The sequence below is a fragment of the Burkholderia sp. Ac-20392 genome, assembly GCF_017104585.1.
Taxonomy (GTDB): domain Bacteria; phylum Pseudomonadota; class Gammaproteobacteria; order Burkholderiales; family Burkholderiaceae; genus Burkholderia; species Burkholderia lata.
Genome location: NZ_JAAGPB010000013.1, coordinates 30,149 through 54,588 on the forward strand (window position 1 = coordinate 30,149; position 24,440 = coordinate 54,588).

Annotated in this window: 23 protein-coding genes; 15 read left to right on the forward strand and 8 right to left on the reverse strand. The window is 67.0% G+C overall.

Annotated features, from left to right (window positions below):
• Positions 1 to 7 precede the first annotated feature (7 nt).
• The 3 genes from G3N99_RS03430 to G3N99_RS03440 all read left to right on the forward strand — a co-directional run bounded on the left by G3N99_RS03430 (position 8) and on the right by G3N99_RS03440 (position 2,459).
• Positions 8 to 934 (forward strand): LysR family transcriptional regulator, encoded by a 927-nt coding sequence (locus G3N99_RS03430; protein ID WP_206121662.1) that lies wholly within the window; start codon positions 8 to 10, stop codon positions 932 to 934.
• Between the two features lie 89 nt (positions 935 to 1,023).
• On the forward strand, positions 1,024 to 1,656 hold the full coding sequence (folE, locus tag G3N99_RS03435) for a GTP cyclohydrolase I FolE (protein WP_174940380.1): 633 nt from the start codon (positions 1,024 to 1,026) through the stop codon (positions 1,654 to 1,656).
• On the forward strand, positions 1,656 to 2,459 hold the full coding sequence (locus G3N99_RS03440) for an SDR family oxidoreductase (protein WP_206121663.1): 804 nt from the start codon (positions 1,656 to 1,658) through the stop codon (positions 2,457 to 2,459). The genes folE and G3N99_RS03440 overlap by 1 nt, the downstream gene beginning before the upstream one ends.
• Positions 2,460 to 2,497: 38 nt before the next feature.
• Here the strand turns inward: G3N99_RS03440 and epsC are convergent, their stop codons facing one another.
• Together epsC and G3N99_RS03450 are read right to left on the reverse strand one after the other, a co-directional pair.
• Complete coding sequence (epsC, locus tag G3N99_RS03445) at positions 2,498 to 3,418, reverse strand: serine O-acetyltransferase EpsC (protein ID WP_174940384.1); 921 nt, start codon at positions 3,416 to 3,418, stop codon at positions 2,498 to 2,500.
• 137 nt (positions 3,419 to 3,555) lie between these two features.
• Positions 3,556 to 3,789 carry a hypothetical protein gene (locus G3N99_RS03450; protein ID WP_011356723.1) on the reverse strand — a complete coding sequence of 78 codons (234 nt, stop codon included), beginning with the start codon at positions 3,787 to 3,789 and terminating at the stop codon, positions 3,556 to 3,558.
• Positions 3,790 to 4,067: 278 nt separating this feature from the next.
• Between G3N99_RS03450 and G3N99_RS03455 the strand changes: the two genes are divergently transcribed.
• The 3 genes from G3N99_RS03455 (at position 4,068) to fnr (ending at position 6,441) form a co-directional block, all read left to right on the forward strand.
• Positions 4,068 to 4,478, forward strand: a complete 411-nt coding sequence (locus G3N99_RS03455; protein WP_206121664.1) for a DUF3005 domain-containing protein — start codon at positions 4,068 to 4,070, stop codon at positions 4,476 to 4,478.
• Positions 4,479 to 5,123: 645 nt separating this feature from the next.
• Entirely contained in the window at positions 5,124 to 5,591 is a 468-nt protein-coding gene (locus G3N99_RS03460; RefSeq protein ID WP_011356725.1) for a universal stress protein, read from the forward strand.
• Positions 5,592 to 5,694: 103 nt separating this feature from the next.
• Positions 5,695 to 6,441, forward strand: a complete 747-nt coding sequence (fnr, locus tag G3N99_RS03465; protein ID WP_174940388.1) for a fumarate/nitrate reduction transcriptional regulator Fnr — start codon at positions 5,695 to 5,697, stop codon at positions 6,439 to 6,441.
• 26 nt (positions 6,442 to 6,467) lie between these two features.
• Here fnr and G3N99_RS03470 read toward each other — a convergent pair whose 3' ends face one another.
• Entirely contained in the window at positions 6,468 to 7,361 is an 894-nt protein-coding gene (locus tag G3N99_RS03470; RefSeq protein ID WP_039344521.1) for a LysR family transcriptional regulator ArgP, read from the reverse strand.
• A gap of 110 nt (positions 7,362 to 7,471) precedes the next feature.
• On the opposite strand from G3N99_RS03470, the gene G3N99_RS03475 reads away from it, so the two are divergent.
• A complete protein-coding gene (locus tag G3N99_RS03475) occupies positions 7,472 to 8,092 on the forward strand; it encodes a LysE/ArgO family amino acid transporter (protein ID WP_174940390.1) in 621 nt (206 codons plus the stop codon).
• Positions 8,093 to 8,173: 81 nt separating this feature from the next.
• Here G3N99_RS03475 and G3N99_RS03480 read toward each other — a convergent pair whose 3' ends face one another.
• The 4 genes from G3N99_RS03480 to G3N99_RS03495 form a co-directional block, all read right to left on the reverse strand.
• Positions 8,174 to 9,898, reverse strand: coding sequence for a DUF2235 domain-containing protein (locus G3N99_RS03480; RefSeq protein WP_206121665.1), 1,725 nt, complete (start codon positions 9,896 to 9,898; stop codon positions 8,174 to 8,176).
• Between the two features lie 36 nt (positions 9,899 to 9,934).
• On the reverse strand, positions 9,935 to 10,621 hold the full coding sequence (locus G3N99_RS03485) for a DUF3304 domain-containing protein (protein WP_241011448.1): 687 nt from the start codon (positions 10,619 to 10,621) through the stop codon (positions 9,935 to 9,937).
• An 83-nt stretch (positions 10,622 to 10,704) separates the two neighbouring features.
• The gene (locus tag G3N99_RS03490) at positions 10,705 to 11,619 is read right to left on the reverse strand and encodes a DUF4123 domain-containing protein (RefSeq protein ID WP_206121666.1); all 915 of its coding nucleotides are present in this window, start codon (positions 11,617 to 11,619) and stop codon (positions 10,705 to 10,707) included.
• A 13-nt stretch (positions 11,620 to 11,632) separates the two neighbouring features.
• The gene (locus G3N99_RS03495; RefSeq protein WP_206121667.1) at positions 11,633 to 14,137 is read right to left on the reverse strand and encodes a type VI secretion system Vgr family protein; all 2,505 of its coding nucleotides are present in this window, start codon (positions 14,135 to 14,137) and stop codon (positions 11,633 to 11,635) included.
• Positions 14,138 to 14,493: 356 nt separating this feature from the next.
• Here G3N99_RS03495 and G3N99_RS03500 point away from each other — a divergent pair, with 356 nt between their 5' ends.
• The 4 genes from G3N99_RS03500 to G3N99_RS03515 all read left to right on the forward strand — a co-directional run bounded on the left by G3N99_RS03500 (position 14,494) and on the right by G3N99_RS03515 (position 19,379).
• Entirely contained in the window at positions 14,494 to 15,441 is a 948-nt protein-coding gene (locus tag G3N99_RS03500; protein ID WP_206121668.1) for an aldo/keto reductase, read from the forward strand.
• A 221-nt stretch (positions 15,442 to 15,662) separates the two neighbouring features.
• A complete protein-coding gene (locus G3N99_RS03505; protein WP_206121669.1) occupies positions 15,663 to 16,451 on the forward strand; it encodes a hypothetical protein in 789 nt (262 codons plus the stop codon).
• A 235-nt stretch (positions 16,452 to 16,686) separates the two neighbouring features.
• Positions 16,687 to 17,661, forward strand: coding sequence for a helix-turn-helix domain-containing protein (locus G3N99_RS03510; protein WP_174940401.1), 975 nt, complete (start codon positions 16,687 to 16,689; stop codon positions 17,659 to 17,661).
• A gap of 152 nt (positions 17,662 to 17,813) precedes the next feature.
• A complete protein-coding gene (locus tag G3N99_RS03515; RefSeq protein WP_206121670.1) occupies positions 17,814 to 19,379 on the forward strand; it encodes a GMC family oxidoreductase N-terminal domain-containing protein in 1,566 nt (521 codons plus the stop codon).
• A 92-nt stretch (positions 19,380 to 19,471) separates the two neighbouring features.
• On the opposite strand, the gene G3N99_RS03520 is transcribed toward G3N99_RS03515, so the two are convergent.
• Positions 19,472 to 20,452, reverse strand: coding sequence for a helix-turn-helix domain-containing protein (locus G3N99_RS03520; RefSeq protein WP_174940405.1), 981 nt, complete (start codon positions 20,450 to 20,452; stop codon positions 19,472 to 19,474).
• A gap of 178 nt (positions 20,453 to 20,630) precedes the next feature.
• Here G3N99_RS03520 and G3N99_RS03525 point away from each other — a divergent pair, with 178 nt between their 5' ends.
• The 4 genes from G3N99_RS03525 to G3N99_RS03540 are packed head-to-tail and all read left to right on the forward strand — an operon-like array spanning position 20,631 to position 24,310.
• Positions 20,631 to 21,164: a 2,4'-dihydroxyacetophenone dioxygenase family protein gene (locus G3N99_RS03525; RefSeq protein ID WP_174940407.1), complete on the forward strand. Its 534-nt coding sequence runs from the start codon at positions 20,631 to 20,633 to the stop codon at positions 21,162 to 21,164.
• An 18-nt stretch (positions 21,165 to 21,182) separates the two neighbouring features.
• Positions 21,183 to 22,487 (forward strand): MFS transporter, encoded by a 1,305-nt coding sequence (locus tag G3N99_RS03530; RefSeq protein WP_206121671.1) that lies wholly within the window; start codon positions 21,183 to 21,185, stop codon positions 22,485 to 22,487.
• 1 nt (position 22,488) lies between these two features.
• Complete coding sequence (locus G3N99_RS03535) at positions 22,489 to 23,610, forward strand: 2,3-butanediol dehydrogenase (RefSeq protein ID WP_206121672.1); 1,122 nt, start codon at positions 22,489 to 22,491, stop codon at positions 23,608 to 23,610.
• Complete coding sequence (locus G3N99_RS03540; protein ID WP_206121673.1) at positions 23,588 to 24,310, forward strand: SDR family oxidoreductase; 723 nt, start codon at positions 23,588 to 23,590, stop codon at positions 24,308 to 24,310. Before G3N99_RS03535 ends, G3N99_RS03540 begins: the two co-directional genes overlap by 23 nt.
• The last annotated feature ends 130 nt before the right edge of the window (positions 24,311 to 24,440 follow it).

Genomic DNA, 24,440 nt, shown 5'->3' on the forward strand with positions numbered 1-24,440 from the left:
CCTGGCGATGGATGCGCTCGATCTGAACCTCATTCCCTACCTCGTCGCGCTCGACGACACGCGCAACGTGAGCCGCGCGGGCGACCTGCTCGGCGTCAGCCAGCCGCGCGTGAGCACGGCGCTCGGCCGCCTGCGCGAGTACTTCGGCGATCCGCTGTTCGTGCGCACGTCGCGCGGAATGGAACCGACGCCGCGCGCGCTCGCGTTGCTGCCGGCCGCCCGCGACGCGCTCGCGCAGATCGAGCGCGGGCTCGTCGCGACGCACGACTTCGACCCGGCCGCGAGCACGCATACGTTCTCGATCGCGCTGTCGGACGTTGGCGAGATCGTGTTCCTGCCGAAGCTGCTGCAGGCGTTCGCGACGCGCGCGCCGCACGCGAACCTGCGCTCGGTCTCGCTCGCACACGACGAAGTCGGTCGCGGCCTCGAAGCCGGGTCGATCGATCTCGCGGTCGGCTACTTCCCCGATCTCGACGGCAACAACTTCTTCCAGCAGCGGTTGTTCACGCACCGGTTCGTGTGCCTGATGCGGCGCGGCCATCCGTTCGAACAGGCGCCGCCGTTCACGGTCGAGCAGTTCCTCGGGTGCGGGCACGCGGTGGTGCGCGCCGAAGGCCGCAGCCAGGAGGTGCTCGAGAAATATCTCGCGAAGCAGCGCATGCAGCGCCGCGCGGTGCTCGAGACGCCGCACTTCATGAGCCTGCCGTTCATCCTGAGCCGCACCGACCTGATCGCGACGGTGCCGCATGCGATCGGCTATGCATATGCGGCCGAGCATGCGTTCATCGTGCCCGTCGAGCCGCCGCTCGCGCTGCCGCGCTTCGACCTGAAGCAGCACTGGCATCGCAAGTACCACAACGATCCGCGCACCGCGTGGCTGCGCGGCGTGGTCGCGTCGCTGTTCAACGACGAGCAGGACGAATGGCCGAAGTGAGTGCCAGCCCTCGCACGCGCCCCGCGAAAGCATGAAACAATGCCCGGATTCCGCGCCGCCCCGGCGGCGGCATTCGATGGAGCAGATAGATGGCTAAAAAGAAGTCCGCACGGCCCGAGCCGGCCGCATCCCGCCCGAGCCGTGAAGAAGCAGAAGACGCAGTTCGCGTGCTGTTGCGCTGGGCCGGCGACGATCCCGCGCGCGAAGGCCTGATCGACACGCCCGCACGCGTCGTGCGCGCCTATGAGCAGTTCTTCGCCGGCTACGCGCTGGAGCCGCGCGACATCCTCGCGCGCACGTTCAGCGAAGTCGACGGCTACGACGAAATGATCGTGCTGAAGGACATCCGCTTCGAGAGCTACTGCGAGCACCACATGGTGCCGATCATCGGTCGCGCGCACGTCGCGTATCTGCCGAATCATCGCGTGGTCGGTATCTCGAAGCTTGCGCGCCTCGTCGACGCGTTCGCGAAGCGCCTGCAGATCCAGGAAAAGATGACCGTGCAGATCGCCGACACGCTGTTCGACGTGCTGCAGCCGAAGGGCGTCGGCGTGATCCTCGAAGCCGCGCACCAGTGCATCTCGACGCGCGGCGTGCACAAGCCGGGCGTCGAGATGGTCACGTCGCGCATGCTCGGCACGTTCCGCACCGATCCGTCGACGCGGCGTGAATTCCTGTCGATCGTCTCCAATCCTTCTTCAGTCAACCTGACGAATACGTAATGGAGCAGACGAAGCAAACGGCGCACGCGCCCGTCGTGCTCGTGACCGGCGCCGCGCGCCGGGCCGGGCGCGCGTTCGCCGAGTATTTCGCCGCGCACGGCTATCGCACCGCGGTGCATTACGACCGTTCGGCCGATGCGGCGCAGGCAACAGCCCGCGCAATCGCCGAGGGCGGACACGATTCGGTCGCGCTGCAGGCCGACCTGTCGGATGCCGCGCAGATCGCCGCGCTGATCGACCAGGTCTATGCGCGCTTCGGACGCCTCGACGTGCTCGTCAACAACGCATCGGTGTTCTGGCAGGACCATTTCCCGAGCTTCGACCTCGCGGCGTTCGACCAGGCGTGGGCCGTCAACTGCCGCGCGCCGATCCTGCTCACGCGCGCGTTCTACGAACGGGCCCGCGCGGCCGGTACGCAGGGTGTGGTCGTGAATGTGGTCGACCAGAAGATCAAGGAAAACTTTCACCGCGACCATTTCAGCTACACGGTCGCGAAGGCCGCGCTCGGCAACCTCACGCAGATGCTCGCGCTGTCGTCCGCGCCGGTGCTGCGCGTGAACGCGGTATTCCCCGGGCTGATGCTGCCGAGCGACGACCAGACGCAGGCCGACTTCGAACACGCGAGCCGCGCATCGACGCCGCTCGCGCGCATCGCGGGCCCCGACGACGTCGCGAGCGCGATCCTGATGCTGACGGGCAACGCGTACAACGGCGTGGATTTCGTCGTCGATGCGGGGCAGAACCTGATCCGCGTCGACCAGGACGTGCTGTACAAGCACCGCGCGCCCGACGGCAAGCACTGACCGACGCGCGCGGCGGCAGCCGTCGGCCGCGCGCCGCGTTACGGCTTGTCGGCGCTCCCGCCTTCGCGCACCTTGCCCTGCGCGACGCTCGTGCCGGGCGGCACGCTGTGCGTGAGCCACACGTTGCCGCCGATCACCGAGCCGCGCCCGATCGTCACGCGGCCGAGAATCGTCGCGCCCGCGTAGATCACCACGTCGTCCTCGACGATCGGGTGCCGCGCATTGCCCTTGACCAGCGCACCTTCGCCATCGGCCGGGAAGCTCTTCGCGCCGAGCGTGACGGCCTGGTACACGCGCACGCGCTCGCCGATAATCGCGGTCTCGCCGATCACGACGCCCGTGCCGTGGTCGATGAAGAAGCTCGGGCCGATCTGCGCGCCCGGGTGGATGTCGATGCCGGTGGCCGAATGGGCGATTTCATTGATGAATCGCGCGAGCAGCGGCACACCGAGCCGGTGCAGCGCGTGCGCGAGCCGGTGATGCATCATCGCCAGCACGCCGGGGTAGCACAGCAGGATCTCGGTGATGTGCTGCGCGGCCGGATCGCCCGCATACGCGGCCTGGATATCGCTGACGAGCAGCGCGCGGACCGCCGGCAACTCCCGGCCGAAATCGCGCGCGATTTCGAACGCGCGTTCGTCGAGCTCGGCGAACGGCGTATCGGCATGCTCGGGCAGGAACGGCAGCGCACGGCGGATCTGTTCGGACAGAATGCGCAGCGTGCTTTCGAGCGTGTGGCCGACGTAGAAGTCGACGCTTTCGTCGGTCAGATCCGGTGCGCCGTAGTGCGTCGGAAACATCGACGCGCGCAGGCCGGTCACAATCTTGCAGATTGCATCGCGCGACGGCAGCTCGCGGATGCCGCGCGGATGGCGCGTGCGATGGAGTTCCTCGCGCGACTCGCGCAAGCCGGCAACGATTTCTTCAAGGCCCCACTGACGGGCGGGTGATGTCGACATATGCCAATGCAGGCGGCCGCGCTCGGTCGCACGGCCGCTAATAAAGTGACGGGTTCCGCAAGATTACCGCGTTTTTTGTCCGGGAGCGGCACACCGGGAATCGGCCGGACGGCCGATGGCGCGGAAGCGCGGCGGCGTCAGATCGTGATGCTGCTCGCGTCGATCCAGCGCACGGCCCAATCGCGCGCGTGCGCGATTGCGTCGCCTTCGTCGTTGAACTGGAGCTCGATCGGAAAAAACCGGTTCGCAACGAGTTCCCCATCGCTCGATCGGGAGATCACGACGTAGGGTTTGAACGAACCGTCACTGGCGCGCGCGGGCGCGCAGTTCAACAGATAACCGCGGTGCGTGAAGGCAGTAGTCGCTTGCATGAATCCGCCACCTCTAGTCCCTTGCTTTGTTGTTCACTACCCGTCTTTAAGGGTGCTGCGGCCCCCCGGCGCGGGCAGAGGCGGCGCGACTGAATCCCCTGTCGCCGCTTCGCAGGAAAAGAATCATACTCTGTAGAAAACGCGTCTTCTAGCTGAAATAAATCACGACAAATCAGTGCGCGTCGCGCGACCGCGGCGATCGCCCGCGCGCCTTTTCCCGTCACGCCCGGAACGGGATTTGCTTCGATCCGGAACGCTTCGCCGCGAGGAGAGCCGCGATGGAATCATCCGGTCAAATCGATCGTTCGCATCCCCGCAGCATCGAGCTCGACAACGACGACACCCACGACAGCACGGTCGACACCGACGGCAAGAACCGCGAGGCGGCGCGCCTCGCCGGCGGCGGGCCGATCTCGCCCGACGAAATCACGCGCAGCAACGCGTCGCTCGTCAATGCGATGCCGGAAGCCGGCGACGGCTTCGCGGGTTTCGACAGCCGCCCCGGCGGCAATCATCCGGCGTTCGCGCTGCGTGCCGGCTACATGGTGATCGAGAAGGGCTTCGACGCGCCGCCGCCCATGAGCGACGCGCTGTTCGGCCCCGTCCACCGGATGTACGGCAGCGCGTACTGGCCCGGCCACCAGCGGCGGCCGGAGCGCGTATTCGAACTGACGGCCGTGCCGAGATAGCCGGCGCGGCGTTTGAATCGATCGTTCGTTTGCGAACCGGTATCGGCCGACAGCCGATGGCCGGGGATCGGCGTACGCGACCGTGCGCCGACCGTGCATCGCCAACCGCACGATGCACGAACGCATGATTCCGCGCAGCGGCCCCGGCGGCGCCATGCACGCCGTGAATCGCACTGACGCGCATGCATTGATCGAGGTCATGTCGAAACGGCGCGGTTGCGATTGAATGACGATGCGGGCGATGCATCCGCGTGACTGTCGTCTCGTCTCGTCTCGTCTCGTCTCGTCTCGTGTCGTGTCGTGTCGTGTCGTGTCGTGTCGTGTCGTGCCGTGTCGTGTCGTGCCGTGCCGCCTCGTATCGATGCGATCGGCGTGCGCGGTGATGCGCGTGCGCGTGCCACACGCGCCACCGATGCGCACGCATGCCTTCCCGCCGCCGATGCAGACGACAGCGACCACCACGCCGCACGACACGCGTCGCGCGGCGCAGCATGCGCCAAGTTCATCGCTCGTCGCCGCGCGGCACGACCGGCACCTCACTGCAAAGTCCCGGCCATTGGTTTACTCTGCCTCGCAGCATTGCGCATTGCCCAGCCCGATCGGCCATCCGGCCGACTTCGTTTCAACCCGCCACTCGGAGACACTATGTACAAGCGAATTCTGGTTGCCGTCGACGGCAGCGACACGTCCCGCCATGCGTTCGATGCCGCACTGGCGCTTGCGAAATCGCACGGCGCCGAGCTGCAACCGTTCTATGTCGTCGAGAACGCCGCGATCTACTACAACGTGCCCGGCTACGATCCGTCCGTGCTGCGCGACCAGCTCGTCGCGCAGGGCAACGCACTCGCAAAGGATTTCACCGCGTTGATGCAGGCAGCGGGCGTGAAGGGCGAGACGAAGCTGAGCGAAGCGACGTCACTCAACGACGTATCGTCGCTGATCCTCGACGGCGCGAAAGCATTCGATGCCGATCTGCTCGTGCTCGGCACACACGGCCGCCGCGGGTTCCGCCGTCTCGTGCTCGGCAGCATCGCCGAGCAATGCGTGCGCCACGCAACGCTGCCCGTGCTGCTGATTCCGGCGGCCGCCAACGTCGACGAACCGGCCGCGTAAGCGGCGTTCGGCATGCGCGGGCGGTCGCGACGTTTTGTCACCCGACAGCGGCAAGTTGCGGTGGGACAATGATTCCGTCGATTCAACGCCGGAGTAAACGATCATGCTGACGCCCGTCGCTACACGTCCCGCCGCCACGCCTCATGCCGGTAGCTGGGCTCCTCGCCAGGCTGCACACTGCTCGTCGTGCGCAATGCGGCACCTGTGCATGCCGCAGGGCCTGGCGCCCGAAGCGCTCAGTCGCCTCGAGTCGGTCATCTGCGCGGCGCGCCCGGTCAAGCGCGGCGAAGCGCTGTTCCGCGAAGGCGACGCATTCGACAACCTGTACGCGGTGCGCTCGGGTTCGCTGAAAACCGTCGCGACGCGCCATGACGGCCGCGAGCAGGTCACCGGCCTGCATCTCGCCGGCGAAGCGCTCGGCCTCGACGGCATCTGCGACGACACGCATCCGCGCACCGCGGTCGCGCTGGAAGACAGCTCGGTCTGCGTGATTCCGTACAGCGCGCTCAAGACGCTGTGCTCGGAAGCCGGTTCGATGCAGTTGCGCATGCACAAGCTGATGAGCGAACAGATCGTGCGCGAAACGTCGCAAACGATGCTGCTCGGTTCGCTCAATGCCGAAGAACGTGTCGCCGCATTCCTGCTCGACGTATCGTCGCGCTACCTGAAGCGCGGTTACTCGCCGTCGGAATTCAACCTGCGGATGACGCGCGAAGACATCGGCAGCTACCTCGGCATGACGCTCGAAACGGTCAGCCGCACACTGTCGAAATTCCAGAAGCGCGGCCTGATCGAAATGCAGGGCCGCCACGTCCAGATCGTCGATTTCGACGGCCTGCATCACCTCTGATGTGATGCCGCACGGCACGCGATCGGTCAATCGAGAAACAGCGCGGCGCGCGCCTTCAGCGCCGCGCTGAAATCGTCGAGCCAGCCGATCGACAAACGCCAGCTCTGCCAGTAAAGGTCGATGTCGATCGTTCGCCCGCGCGACATGTCGACCAGTTCGCCCGCCGCCAGTTGGCGGTCGACCATCCGGTCCGGACACATTCCCCATCCCAATCCCGTTTCGCACGCACGCAGGTAGCCCGCGACGTGCGGTATCCAGTGCTGCGGCGGATCGAGATCCGCGCGCGTCACGCGCCGGATGAAGCGCGCCTGCAGCCCGTCCTTCGGATTGAACATCACGCACGGCGCGCGGCGCAGCGCATCGCGCGTGATGCCCGCGCCGAAGTAGCGTTCGTAAAACGCCGGCGAGCACACCGCGCGATAGCGGATGCGCCCGAGCCGCTCCGACCGGCACCCCTGGATCGGCTCCGCCTGCGCGGTTACGGCCCCCTGCACGCTGCCGTCGCGAATGCGCGAAGCGGTGTAATCCTGGTCGTCGATCACGAGGTCGAGCAACGTTTCGCGCTCCGTGCAGAACGGCCCGACCGCGTCGATGAACCACGTCGCGACGCTGTCGTCGTTGACGGCCACGCGCAGCGTCGGCCACGCGCTCGCGATCTGGCCCGGCAACGCCGGCATCCGGCCGCCCAGCTCGGCCTCGAGCAGCTGCACGCGCTCGGTATGCCGGCACAGCAGCGCACCGGACGTCGTCGCGACGCACGGCTGCCCGCGCTTGACGAGCACGCTGCCGACCCGCTCCTCCAGCAGTTTCACGCGCTGCGACACGGCCGACGGCGTGACATTCAGCTCCTTGGCCGCCCGCTCGAACGAGCCGTGCCGGATCACGGCCGCGAGGGCATCGAGCAACGCGTAGTCGAGCATTAGATTTCCTTAATCTGCATTAGGTGAATTAGCTTCTCTTATTTTCATGCTGATCGCAGACTAGCGCTACCCGATTCATCCGTCTACTGCTTCCACTGCTGTCACCCACCATGAACTGGCTCGCTTTTTCCCACGGCGCCGCACTCTGCGGATCGCTCATCGTCACCATCGGCGCGCAGAACGCATTCGTATTGCGGCAGGGCATCATGCGCTCGCACGTCGGCAAGATCGTGCTGCTGTGCGCGCTGTCCGACATGATCCTGATCGGCGCGGGCGTCGGCGGCGCATCGGTGCTCGTCGAACGCTTTCCGACCTTCGTCCACGCGGTGCTGTACGTCGGCCTCGCATATCTCGCGTGGTTCGGCATCAACGCGCTGCGCCGCGCGTTCAAGCCGGGCCACGAAACGCTCGACGTGCGCGGCGACGCGGTTGCGCCGCCGCCGCAGAGCGGCCTGGCGATCGTGCTGATGACGCTCGCGTTCACGTGGCTCAACCCGCACGTGTATCTCGACACGTTCCTGCTGATCGGCACGGCCGGCGCACGCGAGCCGGAAGGCGCGCGGCTCGCGTTCGCGATCGGCGCGATGTCGGTCAGCGTCGTGTGGTTCCTCGGGCTCGGCTACGGTGCGCGACTGCTGGCGCCGTGGTTCCGCAAGGCGGTGGCGTGGCGCGTGCTGGATGGTGCGATCGGCAGCATGGTGCTGTTTCTCGCGGCCGTGCAGTTGCGGTAAGGAGGGAAGTGTCGCGGCAGATCCGGTCTGCCGCGACGTCAGGTCGCCCGCTCGCTGTCGCGAGCGGTGTCGCGTACGGCGTCAGGCGGTCGACGTCGCATCGCCGCCGGTCTTCGCCGGCTGGTTGCTGGCAAGCTGAGGCTCGTTGGCCGCCATCGGGTCCTGCTGCTTGGCCGGATCGGCCTTGGCCACTTGCGTGGAAGCGTGTTCCGCCCTGTCGCCTTCGTAGCGCCAGTACAGGTACTTCTTGCCGCGCTTGCCCATGAAATACTGCCGGTTGACCGACCAGCGGCTCGATTCGGCAAAGCCGACGTGACCGTCTTCCATCTGCTTCTTGAAACCGGCAATCGAATCGTGCACGTAGTGATCGAAGAACTGGTCGAACGTCGCGCGCGCGGTCGCATCGATGCCACCCAGCCAGTTGTCCTTGACCCGCGTGGCCGCATCGATAGCCTTGTGCTGCTCCGAAACGTAGCTCCTCACGAAGCCCCCCGCATCTTCCCGAATGCTCAGGGCATCCGCGTTCCATTCCTTGTCGGTAATGGCCATGTAGGAATTCACGCCGCCAGGCGGCTTCAGCCGGCCGTCGTGCAGACGCCGGCTGCGGCTGGCACGCCACTGGTAATAGCGGTTCATGTGCCAGATGACCTGCGGCTCGAGCCTGCCACTGTTCAGCGCCACGCCCGCGCGTCGTTCGTTGCCCTGGCCCATGTACACGTTCCAGGCCGCTTCCAGCTCCCTGGAAATCGTGAACAACCCGCCGGCATCGTCCATCACGTCCTTCGGCGGGCGGAACGGCACCCCTGCCTTCCACGCTTCGATGTAGAGATTGTTCAGTGGAATGTTGGCCAGTTCGTTGGTTCGCCCTTCCTGGTAGTTGCGCTCGTAACCGCCGCCCACGTCGGAGTGCATGCCCGGGTAGTACACCTCGCGGCAGTTCGACGGAAGCTTCTGGTCCTCCCGCACCGAGTCGCCGGGGAATTTCTCGCGAACTTCATGCGAAGCGACATAGTGAACGCATTGCCGTACGTAGTCCGGAATGCGAATGTCGTTCGCCCACTCGGCGTGTCCGCCCTTGTCGATGCTGCTGAGCAGGCCGCCGGCGACCGGCCCGAGGACCGCGCCGACGATGTAGGGCGCCGCCTTCTCCAGGCGGCTGCCGCCGAAGCCGGTCGACGCCACCGTATCCAGGATGCCCACGAAGTAGACGACCACTTCGGGGCGCATATCCTTCATGTTCTTCTTGTTCCACCAGAGCCTGCCGCCGATGTTCTCGGCCAGTCGCTCGGTCAGCATGCGAACGAACGCCCGCGCTTCGGTGGCGCCGCGCGAGAAACCGAACGCGGCCACGTTGATCTGGCTCACGGCCGGCATGTGGCTCGCCACGTGCTTTTCGAGTTCGCCGAGCATCCAGCGAATGCGTGCCTCGCCCTTGCTCGCGGCGGCCATGCCCAACGCACCGTCGAGCCCCTCCCCCGAATCGCCGACCTTGCTGCACGGCGTGCCGACGCCCTCGACATAGCGGCCCATCGTGCGTGGATTGGCCTTGTTGAACGGGACGTGGGCAAACATCGCGAGCTTGGCGATATTGCTGTACTTGGTCTTCGCGACGTCCGTCGAACCGTTGCCGTCCGCACCGAAATTGTTGCCCGTGCCATCGAAGAACGCCGTGAACCACACGGGTTTCGGGCACTCCTTGCATTGCTCGACACGCAACGGATCGAGCGCTTCGCGAAATCCGTTCCGGACGGCGTCCTCGACCGGCGTGATATCGGTGATGCGTCGAATGAGAGGGGGATTGCTCATGACAGTTACGCTCCTGTTCCGGCTAGGTGTCCAGTGTCAATTCCACTGGGCCGGCTTCTTGCGCCCATAAAACGGATTGGAAACTTCCTTCACGCAAGCGCGGCCGGCCAGCTTGCGCTGCTCGTCGCGCTTCGCAAGCGCCACCTTCGGGTCCGGGCCGTCGGCTTCGAGATCCATGTCGCCTTCCACTCGGCCGTCGGGGAAGAAGTGCAGCACGATGCCGCCGCTCTTGTCCTTGACGGGCGGGCGCGTGACCGTAATCTCGCCTTCGCACCACGCCATCCCCGGCTGGGTTTCCCGATGGGTGTACGGGTCGTAATTCGCGGACGACGCTTCCATCGCCCGCTTGTCGACTACACGCTCCCACCACACCTTGAACGTCTTCGGCGTCTTCCAGCGGAAATCCCATGCGAGGCTCGCGCGCGATCCGCCGCCACCGGACCAGTACTTCGCATTCCTCGGCGTGGCGCGCGCGCCGTCGGCGCTTGCCGCGTCGTCAAGGCTGCTCTTGTCCGGCGGCAGGAGATAGACGCCGTAGATGTCGTAATCCGTATAGTTGAAGGACCCGGCGGTAATGATGTCGTAGTTCGGGTCGTTCCATTTATTCACTTCGCCGGGCGCGAGGCTGTCCTTTTCGGCATCGCCCGTGGTCTTGCTGCATGCAGCCGTGGAGAAAACCATCACGGACAGCAACGTAATCCAGCCGCGGTTCATATTGAACATCCTTCTTTTCCATTCGATTTCTTCGTGCCGCCCGCGACATCCGGAACGCATGTCCGGTCGGGACGACTCATCGCGCGCGCCCGTCACTCCGCCACGCCCTGCATCTGCTGCCAGCCCTCGGCCGGCACGAGCGCCAGCGCCTGCGGAAAGTCTTCCCCTTGCGCCACCGCGTCGAACACGGCGGCCATCTCCGGATGCTCGTCGAAGCGCGGGCCGTACCGCAGCGCCAGTTCGCAGTAGATCAGCAGCGACACCGCGCTTTCCGCGCCATGCGCCTGGCACCGCGCCAGCTGATCGCGCACGAAACCGTAGTGCTGCGCGGCCGGCAACGACGCCAGCAGCGCGGGCTTCTCGGTGCGAAGCCGCTCGATCAGCGTGTACGGATAACAGGCCGCCAGCAGGTCGTCCTCCTGTGCCTGGGACAACTGCAGCGGAAACTCGGCAACCTGCTTGACGTTCGCAGGCGCGGTGATTTCCGTCGTCCGGATCGTCAGTTCGGCATCCAGATGAATCCAGTGCCGCACGCCTTGCGCCAGATACGCGCGATGCGCCGCAGGCAGCATGTCGAGCCAGAACGGCAGCACGCGCGGATCGAAGAACCGCATCAGCATCGCGCTTTCCATCTGCTCGAGCTGAACATCCACCATCGGCGCGAGATGCGCAGCCAGTTGCACAAGCGTCAGCTGTGAAACGAGCACGCTCGCCGCCGGCCACGGAATGTCCCGCGGATCGGTGTCGTCCGCTGCATCGGCGCTGTCGTTGGCGCTGTCGCCGGCCGGCTGCCATTCGAACAGCAGAGGCCCGACGATCCGCGCGTCGTCGTCGGCGTTGTCGAGCAGCGATGCGGCGACAAACGCCGGCCACGATGCCCGTTCCTCATCCGGCAACGTCGCCAGCAACGCACCGTCGATCAGGACGTAAGCGCGCAGCCCGTCCTGTGACGACAAGGCGGCCTGAAGCGCATCGACCGCCTGTGCGGCCTTCAACTCGTTCGTCATGCGTTGCCCTGCCTCAAGCCTTGGCCGCGAACGGCGACGCCATCGATGCCGCGTTGACCATGCACGGCGCGCACGCCGTGCCCGGGAACGCCTGCGCGGGCACCGGCAGGCTGTCCGGCCCGATGAACGCATGCGATGCGGCATGCGCCGTCCATGCGCCCTTGGTCCCATGGACGATGCCGCTGCCGTTCCAGCGCGTATAGCTGGTGCCGCCGTTGATCAGGACTTCTTCCTTTGCCGTGATGGTGATGCGGTTCGCATCGACCTTCACGTCCAGTTTGGCCAGCACGTTGATGCTGTCCTTCAGCGCCTGGATGTCGATGTCGGCGGCAGCCGCCACGAGCCGGATGCCTTTTTCGAACGCGGCGACGCGCACGGCCTCCTGCGCGCTGACCAGCATGCTCTTGCCCGCACCGATGCTCGTGTGGGCTCCGCTCGTCAGCGCGACGTGCTGGCCGCTCGCGACGTGGGTCGATCCCGTCGTCGTGGCCAGGATGCCCGCCGGGCTGGCGAGCGCCAGGAACGGCTGCGAGAACTCCGGATACTCGCCCTGCTGCGGATTGCCGCCGCTGCCCTTGAGACCTTCGTTCTGCGTCCTGAGCGCCTGGTGGACGGCATCCTGGTCGCCGGACGCCTGCGCCTTCACGTCGTGCGCGGAACCCGACAGCGATTCGTGCAGGTCGTGCGCCTTGTCGAGACGCGCGACGGTTTCGTCGATGTCCGTCGCATGGGCGCGCGCGTCGTAGCGCGCTTCGCTGGTCACCAGCAGGCCCTTGGCCGCCCGAACCGCACCGTGCGCGTCGGTACGCAACTCGAAACCGCGTGCGCGCTGATCGGTGCGTCCCTGCGTATTGTCGATGCGGACGTTGTGTCCCAGGGTCAGTTCGCTGGCGTCGGTATCGCTGCGCAGCTTCAGCTGGAGCTGCTGCGGCGTGTCGTCGAGCAGCACGTGGTTCGAGCGGCCGCCCGCCGCGTTGCCGGTGTCGCCCGACAACTCGCGGCTGCGCAGCCCAGTCAGCATCTGCTGGTCGGGCAGCGCCCACGGCGGCATCCGTTCCGCGTTGTACGTGGTACCCGCCACGATCGGCCGGTCGGGATTGCCGTCGAGGCACATCACGACCACCTCGCTGCCCACGCGGGGATGCGCGATCATGCCCTTCTCGCCGCCGGCCCAGCCGGCAGCCACGCGAATCCGGGCGCTGGTCTGCGCCGCACGATCCCAGTGGTACACGATGCAGACCCGACCGTACTCGTCGACGTCGACGCTGCCGGTGCCCTTCGCGCCCGCGATGGTCGCGGTTTGCGGCGCCAGCACCCGCACGGGCTCGCTGTTGAAGCCGCGGCCCGGACGCCACGGTGTATGCCGGAGGCCCGCGACGAAGCGGTTGCGATATTCGGGCTTGCCGTCGGCCTGCAGATAATTGTTCGCCGCTTCGTGACGGGCCTCGAGGATCAGGTACCGATGATCCTCCGGGCTGCCCGACGACGTGCTGAAGTGGTCGGACAGCTGGAACCAGCGTCCGGGCAAGATGCCGTGATGGTTGCCGGCCGCGTCGAAACGCGAAGCCGCGGCCTCGATCTCTTCCATCCGCACACGCGCCAGCGCATCGCCGGAACGCGTTTCCTTCACGAAACCGTAGTGCCCCACGTACTCATGGTGCTCGACTTGCGGCGCGACACCCGGCGGATGAAGCGTGGGGATCTGCGCGCTCGCGGCATGCGGCGTCTTGAAGTCGAACGCCGTCGCGCTGTAGCTGCCCGCGGAGAGCGACCGTACCGCGGACCACTGCGAAATGGCGTCCGCGGCCATCGGGCCGTCGTGCGTCTGGAAGCGGATCTCCGGCGATCGGCCGTCGATGGCCGGACACTGCACCGTGCTGTCGTCGCCGACGACCAGCTTCAGCCCCTTCTCGTCATGCTCCCACCAGTACAGGTAGCCGATGGCTTCCAGATGGCGAACGAGGTAGTTCCAGTCGCTTTCGCCGAGGCCGCCACCCTGGACGTTCATCGTGCGCGCCGGATCGTCACCGCGCACACGCCACTCCCAGGACGGCGCGAGCCCCTGGTAATCGGCGAGTAGCGTGCCGATCTGCTGCTGAAGCGATTGGCCGAGGAACAGGCGGTTGTTCACGCGCGTCCGCAGGAAGTGGCTCCACGGACGCAGCACGGCACGATATTCCGCGACCGAATCGTCGTTGCGGACGAGCGCAAACTCCGTGCAATAACCGGTGAAATGGCGCAGGCCGCCATCCGGGCGCACCATCGACACCGCGAGCAGCTTGCCCAGCATGTCGTCCAGCGTGGCGCCCGCCTCGCCGGACAGCAGCGTCAGTTCGAACGTGAAGTCGATCCCGAGCCCTTCGTGCGCGACGAGCCGCTCGACGACCAGCCGCGCCGGACGGTGCCGGCCATACGAGTCGGTGACCGAAGGTGCGTCGTCGTGAGGGAAAGACAGCGTGAGCAGGCGCTTGTCTTGCAGGAAAAACGGGGTCCGAATAAATGCCGCAAGGTCAGCCATGACCGCCTCAGAATGATTTTTCGTTCGTGTGGCAGCGGCCCGCTGCCTCCCATATTTTTGGGATGAAAGGATATCGTAGACAACGCACCGCGACAACATTGACGTCCTGCGTCATTTCCCTAGTGCCGCCAGGAAAATCGGTAATAAATACAGCACCTTACCCATGCCGGGTACGACGCTCGAACGGATGTCGGCACCGTCATGACGTCGCCTTGTCCGGCATCCCGGCACACGGCCTCGAAACACGTCGGTTCGCGTGCCGAGGGAGGAACCTCGTGCTGCGCTTCGCCGTCTCAACGCGACCGGCTTCACCTCCCGCAGTCCCATCCCTTCACCCGCAGCTATCGGAGCAGAACATGGCATACCGCACTCTCGGCACGTCGACCATCCAGGTTTCGCCGCTCGCGTTCGGCGGCAACGTCTTCGGCTGGACCGTCGACGAAAACGCATCGTTTGCACTGCTCGACGCGCTCGCCGACACCGGCATCAACTTCATCGACACGGCCGACGTCTATTCGGCCTGGGTACCCGGCAACCACGGCGGCGAATCGGAAACGATCATCGGCAAGTGGCTCAAGCGTACCGGCAAGCGCGAGCAGGTCGTGATCGCGACCAAGGTCGGCCTGCTGGGCGCGCGCGCGGGGTTGTCGAAAGACAACATCCTGAAAGCCGCCGACGAGTCGCTGCGCCGCCTGCAGACCGACTACATCGACCTGTATTTCTCGCATCGCGACCTTGCCGATACGGCCCCGCTCGAAGAAACGCTCGGCGCCTATCAAACGCTGATCGACGCGGGCAAGGTGCGGATCATCGGCGCATCGAACTACAGCGGCGCGCGCCTGCGCGAAGCGGCCGACATCAGCCAGCGCGACGGCCTGCCCGCGTACCAGGTCATCCAGCCCGAGTACAACCTGCTCGACCGCGCCGACTACGAAAGCGATCTCGAACCGGTCGTGCGCGACCTGAAGCTCGGCGTCGTCAACTACTACGCGCTCGCGAGCGGCTTCCTGTCGGGCAAGTACCGCAGCGAGGCCGACCTGAAGAAGAGCGTGCGCGGCGATCGCGTCGCCGGGTATCTCAATGAACGCGGGCTGCGTATTCTGGCGGCGCTCGATGCGGTGGCCGAGAAGCACGGCACGCAGCCGGCCACGATCGCACTCGCATGGCAGATCGCGCGGCCGACGATCACCGCGCCGATCGCGAGCGCGACGTCGCTGGCGCAGCTGGCATCGCTCGGCGAAGCGATCCGCGTTCAGCTCGATCAGGACGACATCCGCCGGATCGACGAGGCGAGTGCGGGCTGAAGTCGGTGGCAGCAGGCCGGTCGGTCGGATCGCGCAGTCTGCGCGGTTCCGCGACCGGCCTGTGTCATGTGCGCGCTCTTGTCACCGCATTCGCGGGGGCGGGTCATTCGTGAGTGGCGGGTGAATACAATGGCACGGGTCCGGGCGGCCCGCCGCACGGCACGACACGGTCGCACCGAGATCCGTGACGCCCGAACCCACATCACGCACAAAGACCGCCCATGCCCCGGAACACCCATCGCGCCCGCTACGTTCCCCCGTTCGCCGCCATGCTCGCCACACTGCTCGCGTGCGCGCCGGCCGCGTCTTACGCAGGCTGGTACGAAGTCGCGAACTACACCGGCACGATCGGCAATGCCCCCGTCCACGTGTCGCTGCAGACCTACGACGCAATCAACCGCAACGACGCGGGCCGCTGGCGCGTCGACGGCAGCTACTACTACGACGCGCATCGCAAGCCGATCCCGTTGCAGGGCCACCGCGAGCCCGACGGCCGCATGACGCTGTGCGAAGCATCGCCGCCCGCATCGAATGCCGACTCGCCGGTCGTACCGGCCGCCTCGCCGTCGCGACCGAAGCCCTGCCCGATCGCGCTGAACGTCTCCGGTAAAACGGCCACCGGCGCCTGGGACGACGGCCGCAAGACATTCCCGATCACGCTGAACGAAGTCGGGCGGCTGAACGACAACGATCAGGATCACCTCCAGCTCGACGGCACCGTCGATATTCCGATGTGGTATCGCACGAAGACGCACATGCTGGTCGGCGTCTACGCGCTGTCCGACAAGTGCGGCATGGCGATGCAGTCGCTGCGGGCCATCAACATCGCGACGGGCCGCATCGACCGCACGATTCCGCTCGACTGCGACGCGGGGATGGTGATGACGTCGATCTACGCGAACGTCGCCGACGCGCGGCGGGCCGGCTACGTCAGCGTCGAGTACCGCGGCGGCAAGATGGGTTATGAGGAGGACGTGCCGCTCGGGCTGACGTCGTCTTCGTCAAAGTAAGCCGGCGTCACCTGTCTCCCGTGCGTAGCGAAATGCACGCCGCATAGCCGAAAACCGCCCTCGCGTTTTGACCGGCACGGCCGCTCGTGTTGACTCAGCCGGACATCGATCGCGCTTGCCGCCGCAACGCCCCGCTGCAAGCGCGTCACGCGCCTGTCCCGGGTCTTTCACGGATTGACCGCGCCATTCGACCTGCCCGAGACTGCGCCGCTCAGGCGGTCATTGGGAGAACGTCATGCCGGACACCAGCACGGAGATCGCCACGATCTCGACGCGCGCCGTACGCGGCCACGAACGCGTCGACTTCTGGGTCGACCACGTCGCTCGCACGCTCGTGCGGATCGAATGCAGCGGCAAGTCGTCCGAAGGCATCGACGCATCGCTGCGCAGGCGCGATCTCGGGCTGTTCGGCGCCTGCGACATCGTCGCGAACCGGCACGCGGTCGTGCGCACGTCGCACAACATCCACGCGGACCAGCGCGACGCCGTGTTCATCTGCCTGATGCACGCCGGGCAAGGCTATACGTTCCAGGATGTCGACTGCATGCAGCACGGGCCCGGCGACCTCGTCCTCTACGACACGTCGATGCCGTACGGCCACGGCTTTCCCGCCGACATGGCGATGACCGTGCTCGACGTGCCGCGCGACGTGTTCGAGGCGCGCGTCGGTCCGTGGCGCTACCGCAGCCTCGTCAAGATCGATCGCGACGACGGCGTCGCATCGTGGGCCGTGCGGCAGGTCTATGCGCTGCTAGCCGCGCCGCAGGAGCCGACGCCCGATGCACGCGAACGGCGCGCCGCCGCGATCCTCGATCTCGTGCAGTCGATGCTGCGGCTGCGCGACGGCGACGCATCGCCGACCAAGTCGACCGTCCACACGCTGTCGCGCGCCAAGGCGTTCATCGACAGCCATCTCGCCGACGACGATCTCGACAGCCAGTCGGTGAGCCGCGCGATCAACCTGTCGCCGCGCCAGCTCGCGCGCGTCTTCGAAATCGAAGGGATGCCGCTCACGCGCTACATCCTCGCGCGGCGGCTCGAACGCTGCCGCGCCGACCTGCGCGACCGTTCGCTGAAGCACCTGACGGTCAGCGAGATCGCATTCCGCTGGGGCTTCAACAACAGCGCGCACTTCAGCCGCAGCTATCGCGCACGCTTCGGCGAGACGCCGAGCGATACCCGCGCGCCGGCGCCGGCCGACGCGCGCTAGTCCGCCATCTGCCACCCGCCACCCGCCGCCGTGTCCCTGCGAGGCAAGCACGGCGTCCGTCCCGGTCAAATGGGGCCGCATAGCGGTCGCTAAGCTGACTTCCTGCGCGGCGGCACTCGTTTCGCCGCCCGACAGCGAGGAGAAGAAGCGGGATGGAGACGTACGACCATATCGTCGTCGGCGGCGGTTCGGCCGGTTGCACGGTTGCGCACCGCCTGGTGAAGGCCGGCAGGCGCGTGTTGCTGCTCGAGGACGGCCCGAAGGACGACAGCCTGTTCATCCGGATTCCGGCGACGTTCATCCGCGTGCTCGGCACGCGGCGCACGGTCACGTTCGAGAGCGAGCCACAAGCCGGTGCGGCGGGACGCAAGACCTACGTGCCGCAGGGCCGCACGCTCGGCGGCGGCAGTTCGGTCAATGCGATGCTGTACGTGCGCGGCACGCGCGACGACTACGACGACTGGGCCGCGCTCGGCTGCACCGGCTGGGGCTGGGACGACGTACTGCCCGTGTTCAAGCGCGCCGAATCGCACCTGCGGCTCTCCGAGCCGTTTCACGGCATCGACGGGCCACTCAAGGTTGGCGACACGCGCTTCCGGCATCCGCTGAGCCTCGCGTTCGTGAAGGCCGCACAGGAAACCGGCATCGCGTACAACGACGATTTCAACGGCGCCGCGCAACATGGCGTCGGCTTCTACCACACGACGATCTTCGACGGACAGCGCGGCAGCACCGCGGCCACCTATCTCGCCGACGCGATCGGCCACCCGAACCTGCGCGTGCTGACCGGCTGCCGCGTCACGCGCATCCGGTTCGACGGCCGGCGCGCGACCGGCGTCGAGTGGCGGACGGAGAGCGGCGCGACGGGTTCGGCCGCCGCGCGCGCCGACGTCGTGCTCGCGGCCGGTGCGCTGAGCACGCCGAAGCTGCTGATGCTGTCGGGCATCGGGCCCGGCGCACACCTGCACGCGCACGGCATCGACGTGCTGCACGACAGCCGCGACGTCGGCGCGAACTACCAGGATCATCTCGAAGTCTCGATCTACGGCCGCAGCCACGCGCCGGTCAGCCTGCTGGGTGAGGATCGCGGACTGAAAGCGTTACGGCACGGGCTGCAGTGGATGCTGTCCCGCACGGGCCTGCTGACGTCGAACGTCGTCGAATCCGGCGCGTTCGTCGACACCACCGGCAGCGGCCGCCCGGACATCCAGTTCCATGTGCTGCCGACGCTCGTCGGCGACGTCGATCGCGAGCCGCTGCCCGGCCACGGCCTGTCGATCAACCCGTGCCTGCTCAGGCCGCGCTCGCGCGGCTCGGTGCAACTGCGCGGCAACGATCCGGCCGCGCCGATCCTGTTCGACAGCGGCGCGCTGTCCGATCCGGCCGATGTCGAGGGCCTCGTGCGCGGCGTCGCGCTCGCGCGGCAGATCATCCGTGCGCCGTCGCTTGCACGTATCGTGCGCGAAGCCGAGACGTTGACCGACACGGCACTCGCCGACTATGTGCGGCACCGCGCGAAAACCGTCTATCACCCGGCCGGCACCTGTCGCATGGGCAACGACGAGCATGCGGTCGTCACGCCGCGCCTCTCGGTGCAAGGCGTCGACGGATTGCGGATCTGCGATGCGTCGGTGATGCCGCGCATCGTGTCCGGCAACACGAACGCGCCGACGATCATGATCGCGGAGCGCTGCGCCGAGTTCCTGCTGGCGGAGTAACGCAACACGGCGCGCGGGCGCTTTCGTTCACGACAATAAAAAAACGGCGCGTGTTTCACGCGCCGCCACTCCATCCGCATCGTTTGCCGGAATCAACTCCCGGCCGTGCGCGCCGCGTCGCGCAGCGCCATCGGCGACGCCCCGTAGCGCTCGCGAATGGCACGGCTGAAGTGCGCCTGGCTCGAGAAGCCCCAGCGGAACGCGATTTCGCCGACGCTCGTCTTGCGCAGCCGCGCATCGGTCAGCTCGCGATGCGCATGCGACAGCCGCTCCGACCAGATGTGCTGCGTGATCGACTCGCCTTCGGCCGCGAAGAGCCGGCTCAGATGCCGCAGCGACAGCCCGACCGCGTCCGCGACGGCCTGCGGCCCGAGTTCCGGGTCGCCGAGATGCGTCGTAATGTACTGCTTCGCGGTCAGCAGATACGACAGCGACGCACGCGACGCGCCCGCACCGTTCACCTCCGCATCGATGAGTTCCGCGATCAGCGTGCGCGTGTGTTCGGCGAACCGCGCGGCGTCACGCTCGACCGGATCCTTCATGAAGCGCTCGACGCTCGCGCGCAACGTCGCGCCGAGCATCGCACCCGCGCCCGGCTTCGGCGCGATCCGCAGCGGCAGCGCGGCCAGTTCCGCATCGAGCCGGTCGTCGAACGTGGTGATCGGAATATCGATCAGCAGCTGCCGCATCGGCGTCAGGAATCCGAACAGATAGGGCACGCGCGTGTCGTAGACGACGACATCGCCGGCGTCCGCGAGCAGGCAGCGGTCGCGCTGGATGAAATACGCGCGCCCGCTCAGGATCTGGCACGCGAACAGCGACTCCTTCGGCAACTGGCGCACCAGCGCGGGGCTGCGCTCGATCACGTGATCCTGGCCGCTGATGTCCGCGATGCCGAGGCCCGGCAGCGCGATATCGGTCTTCTCGACCTCGAGCCCGGCCGGCGACAGCGACGAACAGCGCAGCCCGACCAGCGTCGCCGCATTGAACGCGTCCCAGTACGCCATCCTGTCGCGCGCCGGCACGTCGGCCGTCGAGCCTCGCGTGCGGGAAAAAACGGTCGAATTCGTCACGTCGCCTCCTGCTGGCGCCTGTCGTGCGGAGCAGCACGGATTGGGGGATGGTTCGTCTGGATTTTGGTGCGATGCAATGTCCGGCGCGGTCAAGCAATTCGGCCAACCCAGTCAAGAGCGGCGCGCACCGGCTGGCTAAAGTCGAGCCCACGACAACTCATACACCAGGAGACAAACCGTGGTCGACAAAGCCGTAGCCGAATTCTGGCAAAACATTCCACCGATTGCCAATCCGTTCAAGCCCGATGCGTTGCCCGAAGCGTACATCGCGAACGCGGCCACCGACGACGAGCGCTATTACGTTCCGTTCACCGAAACGGTTTCGTCACGGCCGCTGTGGATCTCGCCGTCGCAGAACAAATGGTGCGACATCCTGATGGCCAAGGAAGCCGGGCTCGTGAACCGGCACTATCACCCGCACGAGGTGTTCGCTTACACGCTGTCGGGCAAGTGGGGTTATCTGGAGCACGAATGGACCGCGACGCGCGGCGATTTCGTGTACGAGACGCCGGGCGAAGGTCACACGCTCGTCGCGTTCGATCACCCGGAGCCGATGCGCGCGTTCTTCATCGTCAAGGGGCCGCTGATCTGGCTCGACGAGGAAGGGAATCCCGACGGCTACTTCGACGTGCACTCGTACATCGCGATGTGCAAGGCGCATTACGAGAAGGTCGGCCTCGGCGCGCAAGCGATCGAGAAGCTGTTCCGCTGACGCGCGGCGAGGCTCACCATGACATCCCCTTCCTCCTCCCGATCCGCCTGGACGTACGAGAACAGGCTGCTGTTGATCCTGTTCATGACGTTCGGCTTCGTGTTCTTCGACCGCCTCGCGCTGTCGTTCCTGTTCCCGTTCATGTCGGCCGAGCTGCACCTGACGAATACGCAGCTCGGCATGGTGTCGTCCGCGCTCGCGCTCACGTGGGCATTGTCCGGCGCCGCGACGGGTGCGTGGTCCGACGCGCGCGGCACGCGCAAGCCGCTGCTGATCGCGGCCGTGCTCGGTTTTTCCGTGTGTTCGGCGCTGTCGGGGCTCGTCGGCGGCTTCGCGAGCCTGATCGCGTTCCGCGCGTTGATGGGCATCGCCGAAGGCCCCGTGCTGCCGCTGTCGCAATCGCTGATGGTCGAAAGCTCGACGCCGAGCCGCCGCGGGCTGAACATGGGCCTGTTGCAAGGCTCCGCCGCCGGCCTGCTCGGCGCGATGATCGGCCCGCCGGTGGTCATCGGCATCGCGACCACATACGGCTGGCGCGAAGCATTCTACGTGTCGTGCGTTCCGGGCTTCCTGATCGCGTTCTGCATCTGGCGCTGGGTGCGCGAAGTGCCGCCCGGCGGCGTGCGGCACGCGCAGGCCGATCCCGCCGGCGCGCCGGCCGCAAGCGGCGCGGCAGTCAGCCGCTGGGCGTTGCTGAAGGAACGCAACATCCTGCTCTGCATGCTGATCAGCTGCTTCTTCCTCACGTGGTTCATCGTGATCATCTCGTTCGCACCGGTGTTCCTCGTGGAAAGCCGCCATCTGTCGCCGTCCGACATGGGCGTCGTGATGACCTGCCTCGGCGCCGCATGGGTGTTCTGGGGCTTCGCGGTGCCGGCGATCTCCGACCGGATCGGCCGCAAGCCGACGATGATCGTGTTCGCACTGGTCGCGGCCGTGTGCCCGGTCGTGCTGATCCATGCCGGCTCGCTCTGGGCGCTCGGCGCGCTCGTGTTCGCCACGTACACGGGCCTCGGCTGCTTCACGCTGTTCATGGCGACCATCCCGGCGGAAACGGTGCCGCCGCGCGCGATCGCCAGCGCGCTCGGCCTGATCATGGGTGCGGGCGAGCTGATCGGCGGCTTCGTTGCGCCGACCGTCGCCGGCTTCGCGGCCGACAGGTACGGCCTGCAGTTCGCGATGTGGACGTCGGCCGCCGGCGCGATCCTCGCGTGCGTGCTGTCGTTCGGCCTCGTCGAAACCGCGCCTGCCGTGCTGCGCAAGCGCGCACTCGCCGGCACCGCCGCGAGCCGTCTCGATGCACAAAACCTCGGAGGTCGCTGACATGCGGGCACTTCAATGGCATGGCCCGCGCGACGTCCGTCTCGTGGAAATCGACACGCCGCGCGTCGGCCCCGGCGACGTGCGCATCGCGGTCGCGTATTGCGGAATCTGCGGCAGCGATCTGCACGAATACGCGGACGGCCCGCACGCGATACCGGTCGACACGCCGCATCCGCTGTCGCGCCGCACCGCGCCGCTGACGCTCGGCCACGAGTTCTGCGGCACCGTCGTCGAAGTCGGCGAAGGCGTGACGGCGCTGCGCGCGGGCGATCGCGTCGCGGTCGAGCCCGAGTATCGCTGCAGCCAGTGCGCGTATTGCCGCACGGGGTCGTACAACCTGTGCGTGTCGATGGGCTTCGCGGGGTTGATGGGCGACGGCGGCATGGCCGACTTCGCGGTCGTGCCCGCGTACATGCTGCATCGCCTGCCTGACGGCGTGAGTCTCGAACAGGCCGCGGTGATGGAGCCGGCGGCCGTCGCACTGCACGCGTTGCGGCGTGGCGAACTGCGGCTCGGCGAGACCTGCGCGGTATTCGGGCTCGGGCCGATCGGGCTGCTGCTGATCATGCTCGCGAAGCTGCAGGGGGCGACCACGATCGTGGCCGTCGACGTGTCGCCCGAACGGCTCGAGGCGGCCACGCGCTTCGGCGCAACGCATACGTTCGATGCACGCGCACTCGGTGCACCCGCGCTGCAGGACGCGATCCGGGCGACCACGGGCGGGCTCGGCGTCGACGCGAGTTTCGAAGCGGCCGGCCTGCCGGCCACGTTCGAATCGGCGATGCAGGCGCTGCGCAAGGGCGGCCGCGTCGTGATGGTCGGCCTGATGCCGCATGCCGGCTTCGACGCGTTCCGCGCGGTCAACGACGAGCTGACCTTCACGGCGAGCGTCGGCTACCGGCATGCGTACGAAGATCTGCTGCGCATCGTCGCGTCGGGCGCGCTCGACCTCACGTCGATCGTCACGCGCACCGTGTCGCTCGAAGACGCCGTCGCCGACGGCTTCGACGCGCTGCTCGCCGACCGCGCGCAGATCAAGATCCTCGTTTCACCCGCGCGACGGCCGGCCCGTCGCGCACACACCATCGGGAGCGTCGAGCATGAGTCGTCAGTGGGCGTTTGAGGGCCAGTCCGTCGTCGTGACGGGCGGCACGTCGGGTATCGGTGCGCGCACGGCGATACGGTTCGCGGAAGCCGGCGCGTCGGTCGTCGCGCTCGGGCTCGACGCGGCCGGCCCGCACGCACCCGTGCATGCCGGCATCCGCTGCGTGGAACTCGACGTGACCGACAGCGATGCACTGACCCGCACGATCGCGGCCCTGCCGCGGCTCGACGTGCTCGTCAACGGCGTCGGCATCAGCCGGCACGCGGACGAATACCGGATGGACCAGTTCGAGCTCGTGCTCAACGTGAACCTGACGTCGGTGATGCGGGCGTCCGACGCCGCACGGCCGGCGCTGTCGGCGCACGGCGGCAGCATCGTCAATGTCGCGTCGATGTACACGTATTTCGGCAGCAAGGACCGTCCCGCGTACAGCGCGAGCAAGGGCGGCATTGCGCAGCTCACGCGCTCGCTCGCACAGGCGTGGGCCGATCGCGGCATTCGCGTGAACGCGGTCGCACCCGGCTGGATCGACACGCCCCTCAGCAGCGGCCTGATGGCCGACATGCAGGCGTCGCGGCGCATCCTCGAACGCACGCCGCTCGGGCGCTGGGGCACGGCCGACGAAGTCGCGGACGTGATCCTGTTCCTGTGCTCGCCCGGTGCATCGTTCGTGACCGGCGCGGTCGTGCCGGTCGATGGCGGGTATTCGACGGTCTAGCGCGCTGCTGGACGAGCATCGGCAGGCTCGCTCGCGATTTCTGCCGATGCCCATCACATACCGACTTTCTTAGGTTGCCACTGACCCGGGATTCATCCGGTTCAGCTTTGTTCATATCAATCAGTAGTCC

Coding starts and splice junctions, on each gene's coding strand:
- G3N99_RS03460 (WP_011356725.1), top strand. CDS start 5,124: ATGTACAAGCGAATTCTGGTTGCCGTCGACGGCAGCGACACGTCCCGC.
- G3N99_RS03450 (WP_011356723.1), bottom strand. CDS start 3,789: ATGCAAGCGACTACTGCCTTCACGCACCGCGGTTATCTGTTGAACTGC.
- G3N99_RS03535 (WP_206121672.1), top strand. CDS start 22,489: ATGCGGGCACTTCAATGGCATGGCCCGCGCGACGTCCGTCTCGTGGAA.
- G3N99_RS03430 (WP_206121662.1), top strand. CDS start 8: ATGGATGCGCTCGATCTGAACCTCATTCCCTACCTCGTCGCGCTCGAC.
- G3N99_RS03490 (WP_206121666.1), bottom strand. CDS start 11,619: ATGACGAACGAGTTGAAGGCCGCACAGGCGGTCGATGCGCTTCAGGCC.
- epsC (WP_174940384.1), bottom strand. CDS start 3,418: ATGTCGACATCACCCGCCCGTCAGTGGGGCCTTGAAGAAATCGTTGCC.
- fnr (WP_174940388.1), top strand. CDS start 5,695: ATGCTGACGCCCGTCGCTACACGTCCCGCCGCCACGCCTCATGCCGGT.
- G3N99_RS03510 (WP_174940401.1), top strand. CDS start 16,687: ATGCCGGACACCAGCACGGAGATCGCCACGATCTCGACGCGCGCCGTA.
- G3N99_RS03440 (WP_206121663.1), top strand. CDS start 1,656: ATGGAGCAGACGAAGCAAACGGCGCACGCGCCCGTCGTGCTCGTGACC.
- G3N99_RS03470 (WP_039344521.1), bottom strand. CDS start 7,361: ATGCTCGACTACGCGTTGCTCGATGCCCTCGCGGCCGTGATCCGGCAC.
- G3N99_RS03475 (WP_174940390.1), top strand. CDS start 7,472: ATGAACTGGCTCGCTTTTTCCCACGGCGCCGCACTCTGCGGATCGCTC.
- G3N99_RS03480 (WP_206121665.1), bottom strand. CDS start 9,898: ATGAGCAATCCCCCTCTCATTCGACGCATCACCGATATCACGCCGGTC.
- G3N99_RS03530 (WP_206121671.1), top strand. CDS start 21,183: ATGACATCCCCTTCCTCCTCCCGATCCGCCTGGACGTACGAGAACAGG.
- G3N99_RS03455 (WP_206121664.1), top strand. CDS start 4,068: ATGGAATCATCCGGTCAAATCGATCGTTCGCATCCCCGCAGCATCGAG.
- G3N99_RS03540 (WP_206121673.1), top strand. CDS start 23,588: ATGAGTCGTCAGTGGGCGTTTGAGGGCCAGTCCGTCGTCGTGACGGGC.
- G3N99_RS03485 (WP_241011448.1), bottom strand. CDS start 10,621: ATGTTCAATATGAACCGCGGCTGGATTACGTTGCTGTCCGTGATGGTT.
- folE (WP_174940380.1), top strand. CDS start 1,024: ATGGCTAAAAAGAAGTCCGCACGGCCCGAGCCGGCCGCATCCCGCCCG.
- G3N99_RS03505 (WP_206121669.1), top strand. CDS start 15,663: ATGCCCCGGAACACCCATCGCGCCCGCTACGTTCCCCCGTTCGCCGCC.
- G3N99_RS03495 (WP_206121667.1), bottom strand. CDS start 14,137: ATGGCTGACCTTGCGGCATTTATTCGGACCCCGTTTTTCCTGCAAGAC.
- G3N99_RS03500 (WP_206121668.1), top strand. CDS start 14,494: ATGGCATACCGCACTCTCGGCACGTCGACCATCCAGGTTTCGCCGCTC.
- G3N99_RS03515 (WP_206121670.1), top strand. CDS start 17,814: ATGGAGACGTACGACCATATCGTCGTCGGCGGCGGTTCGGCCGGTTGC.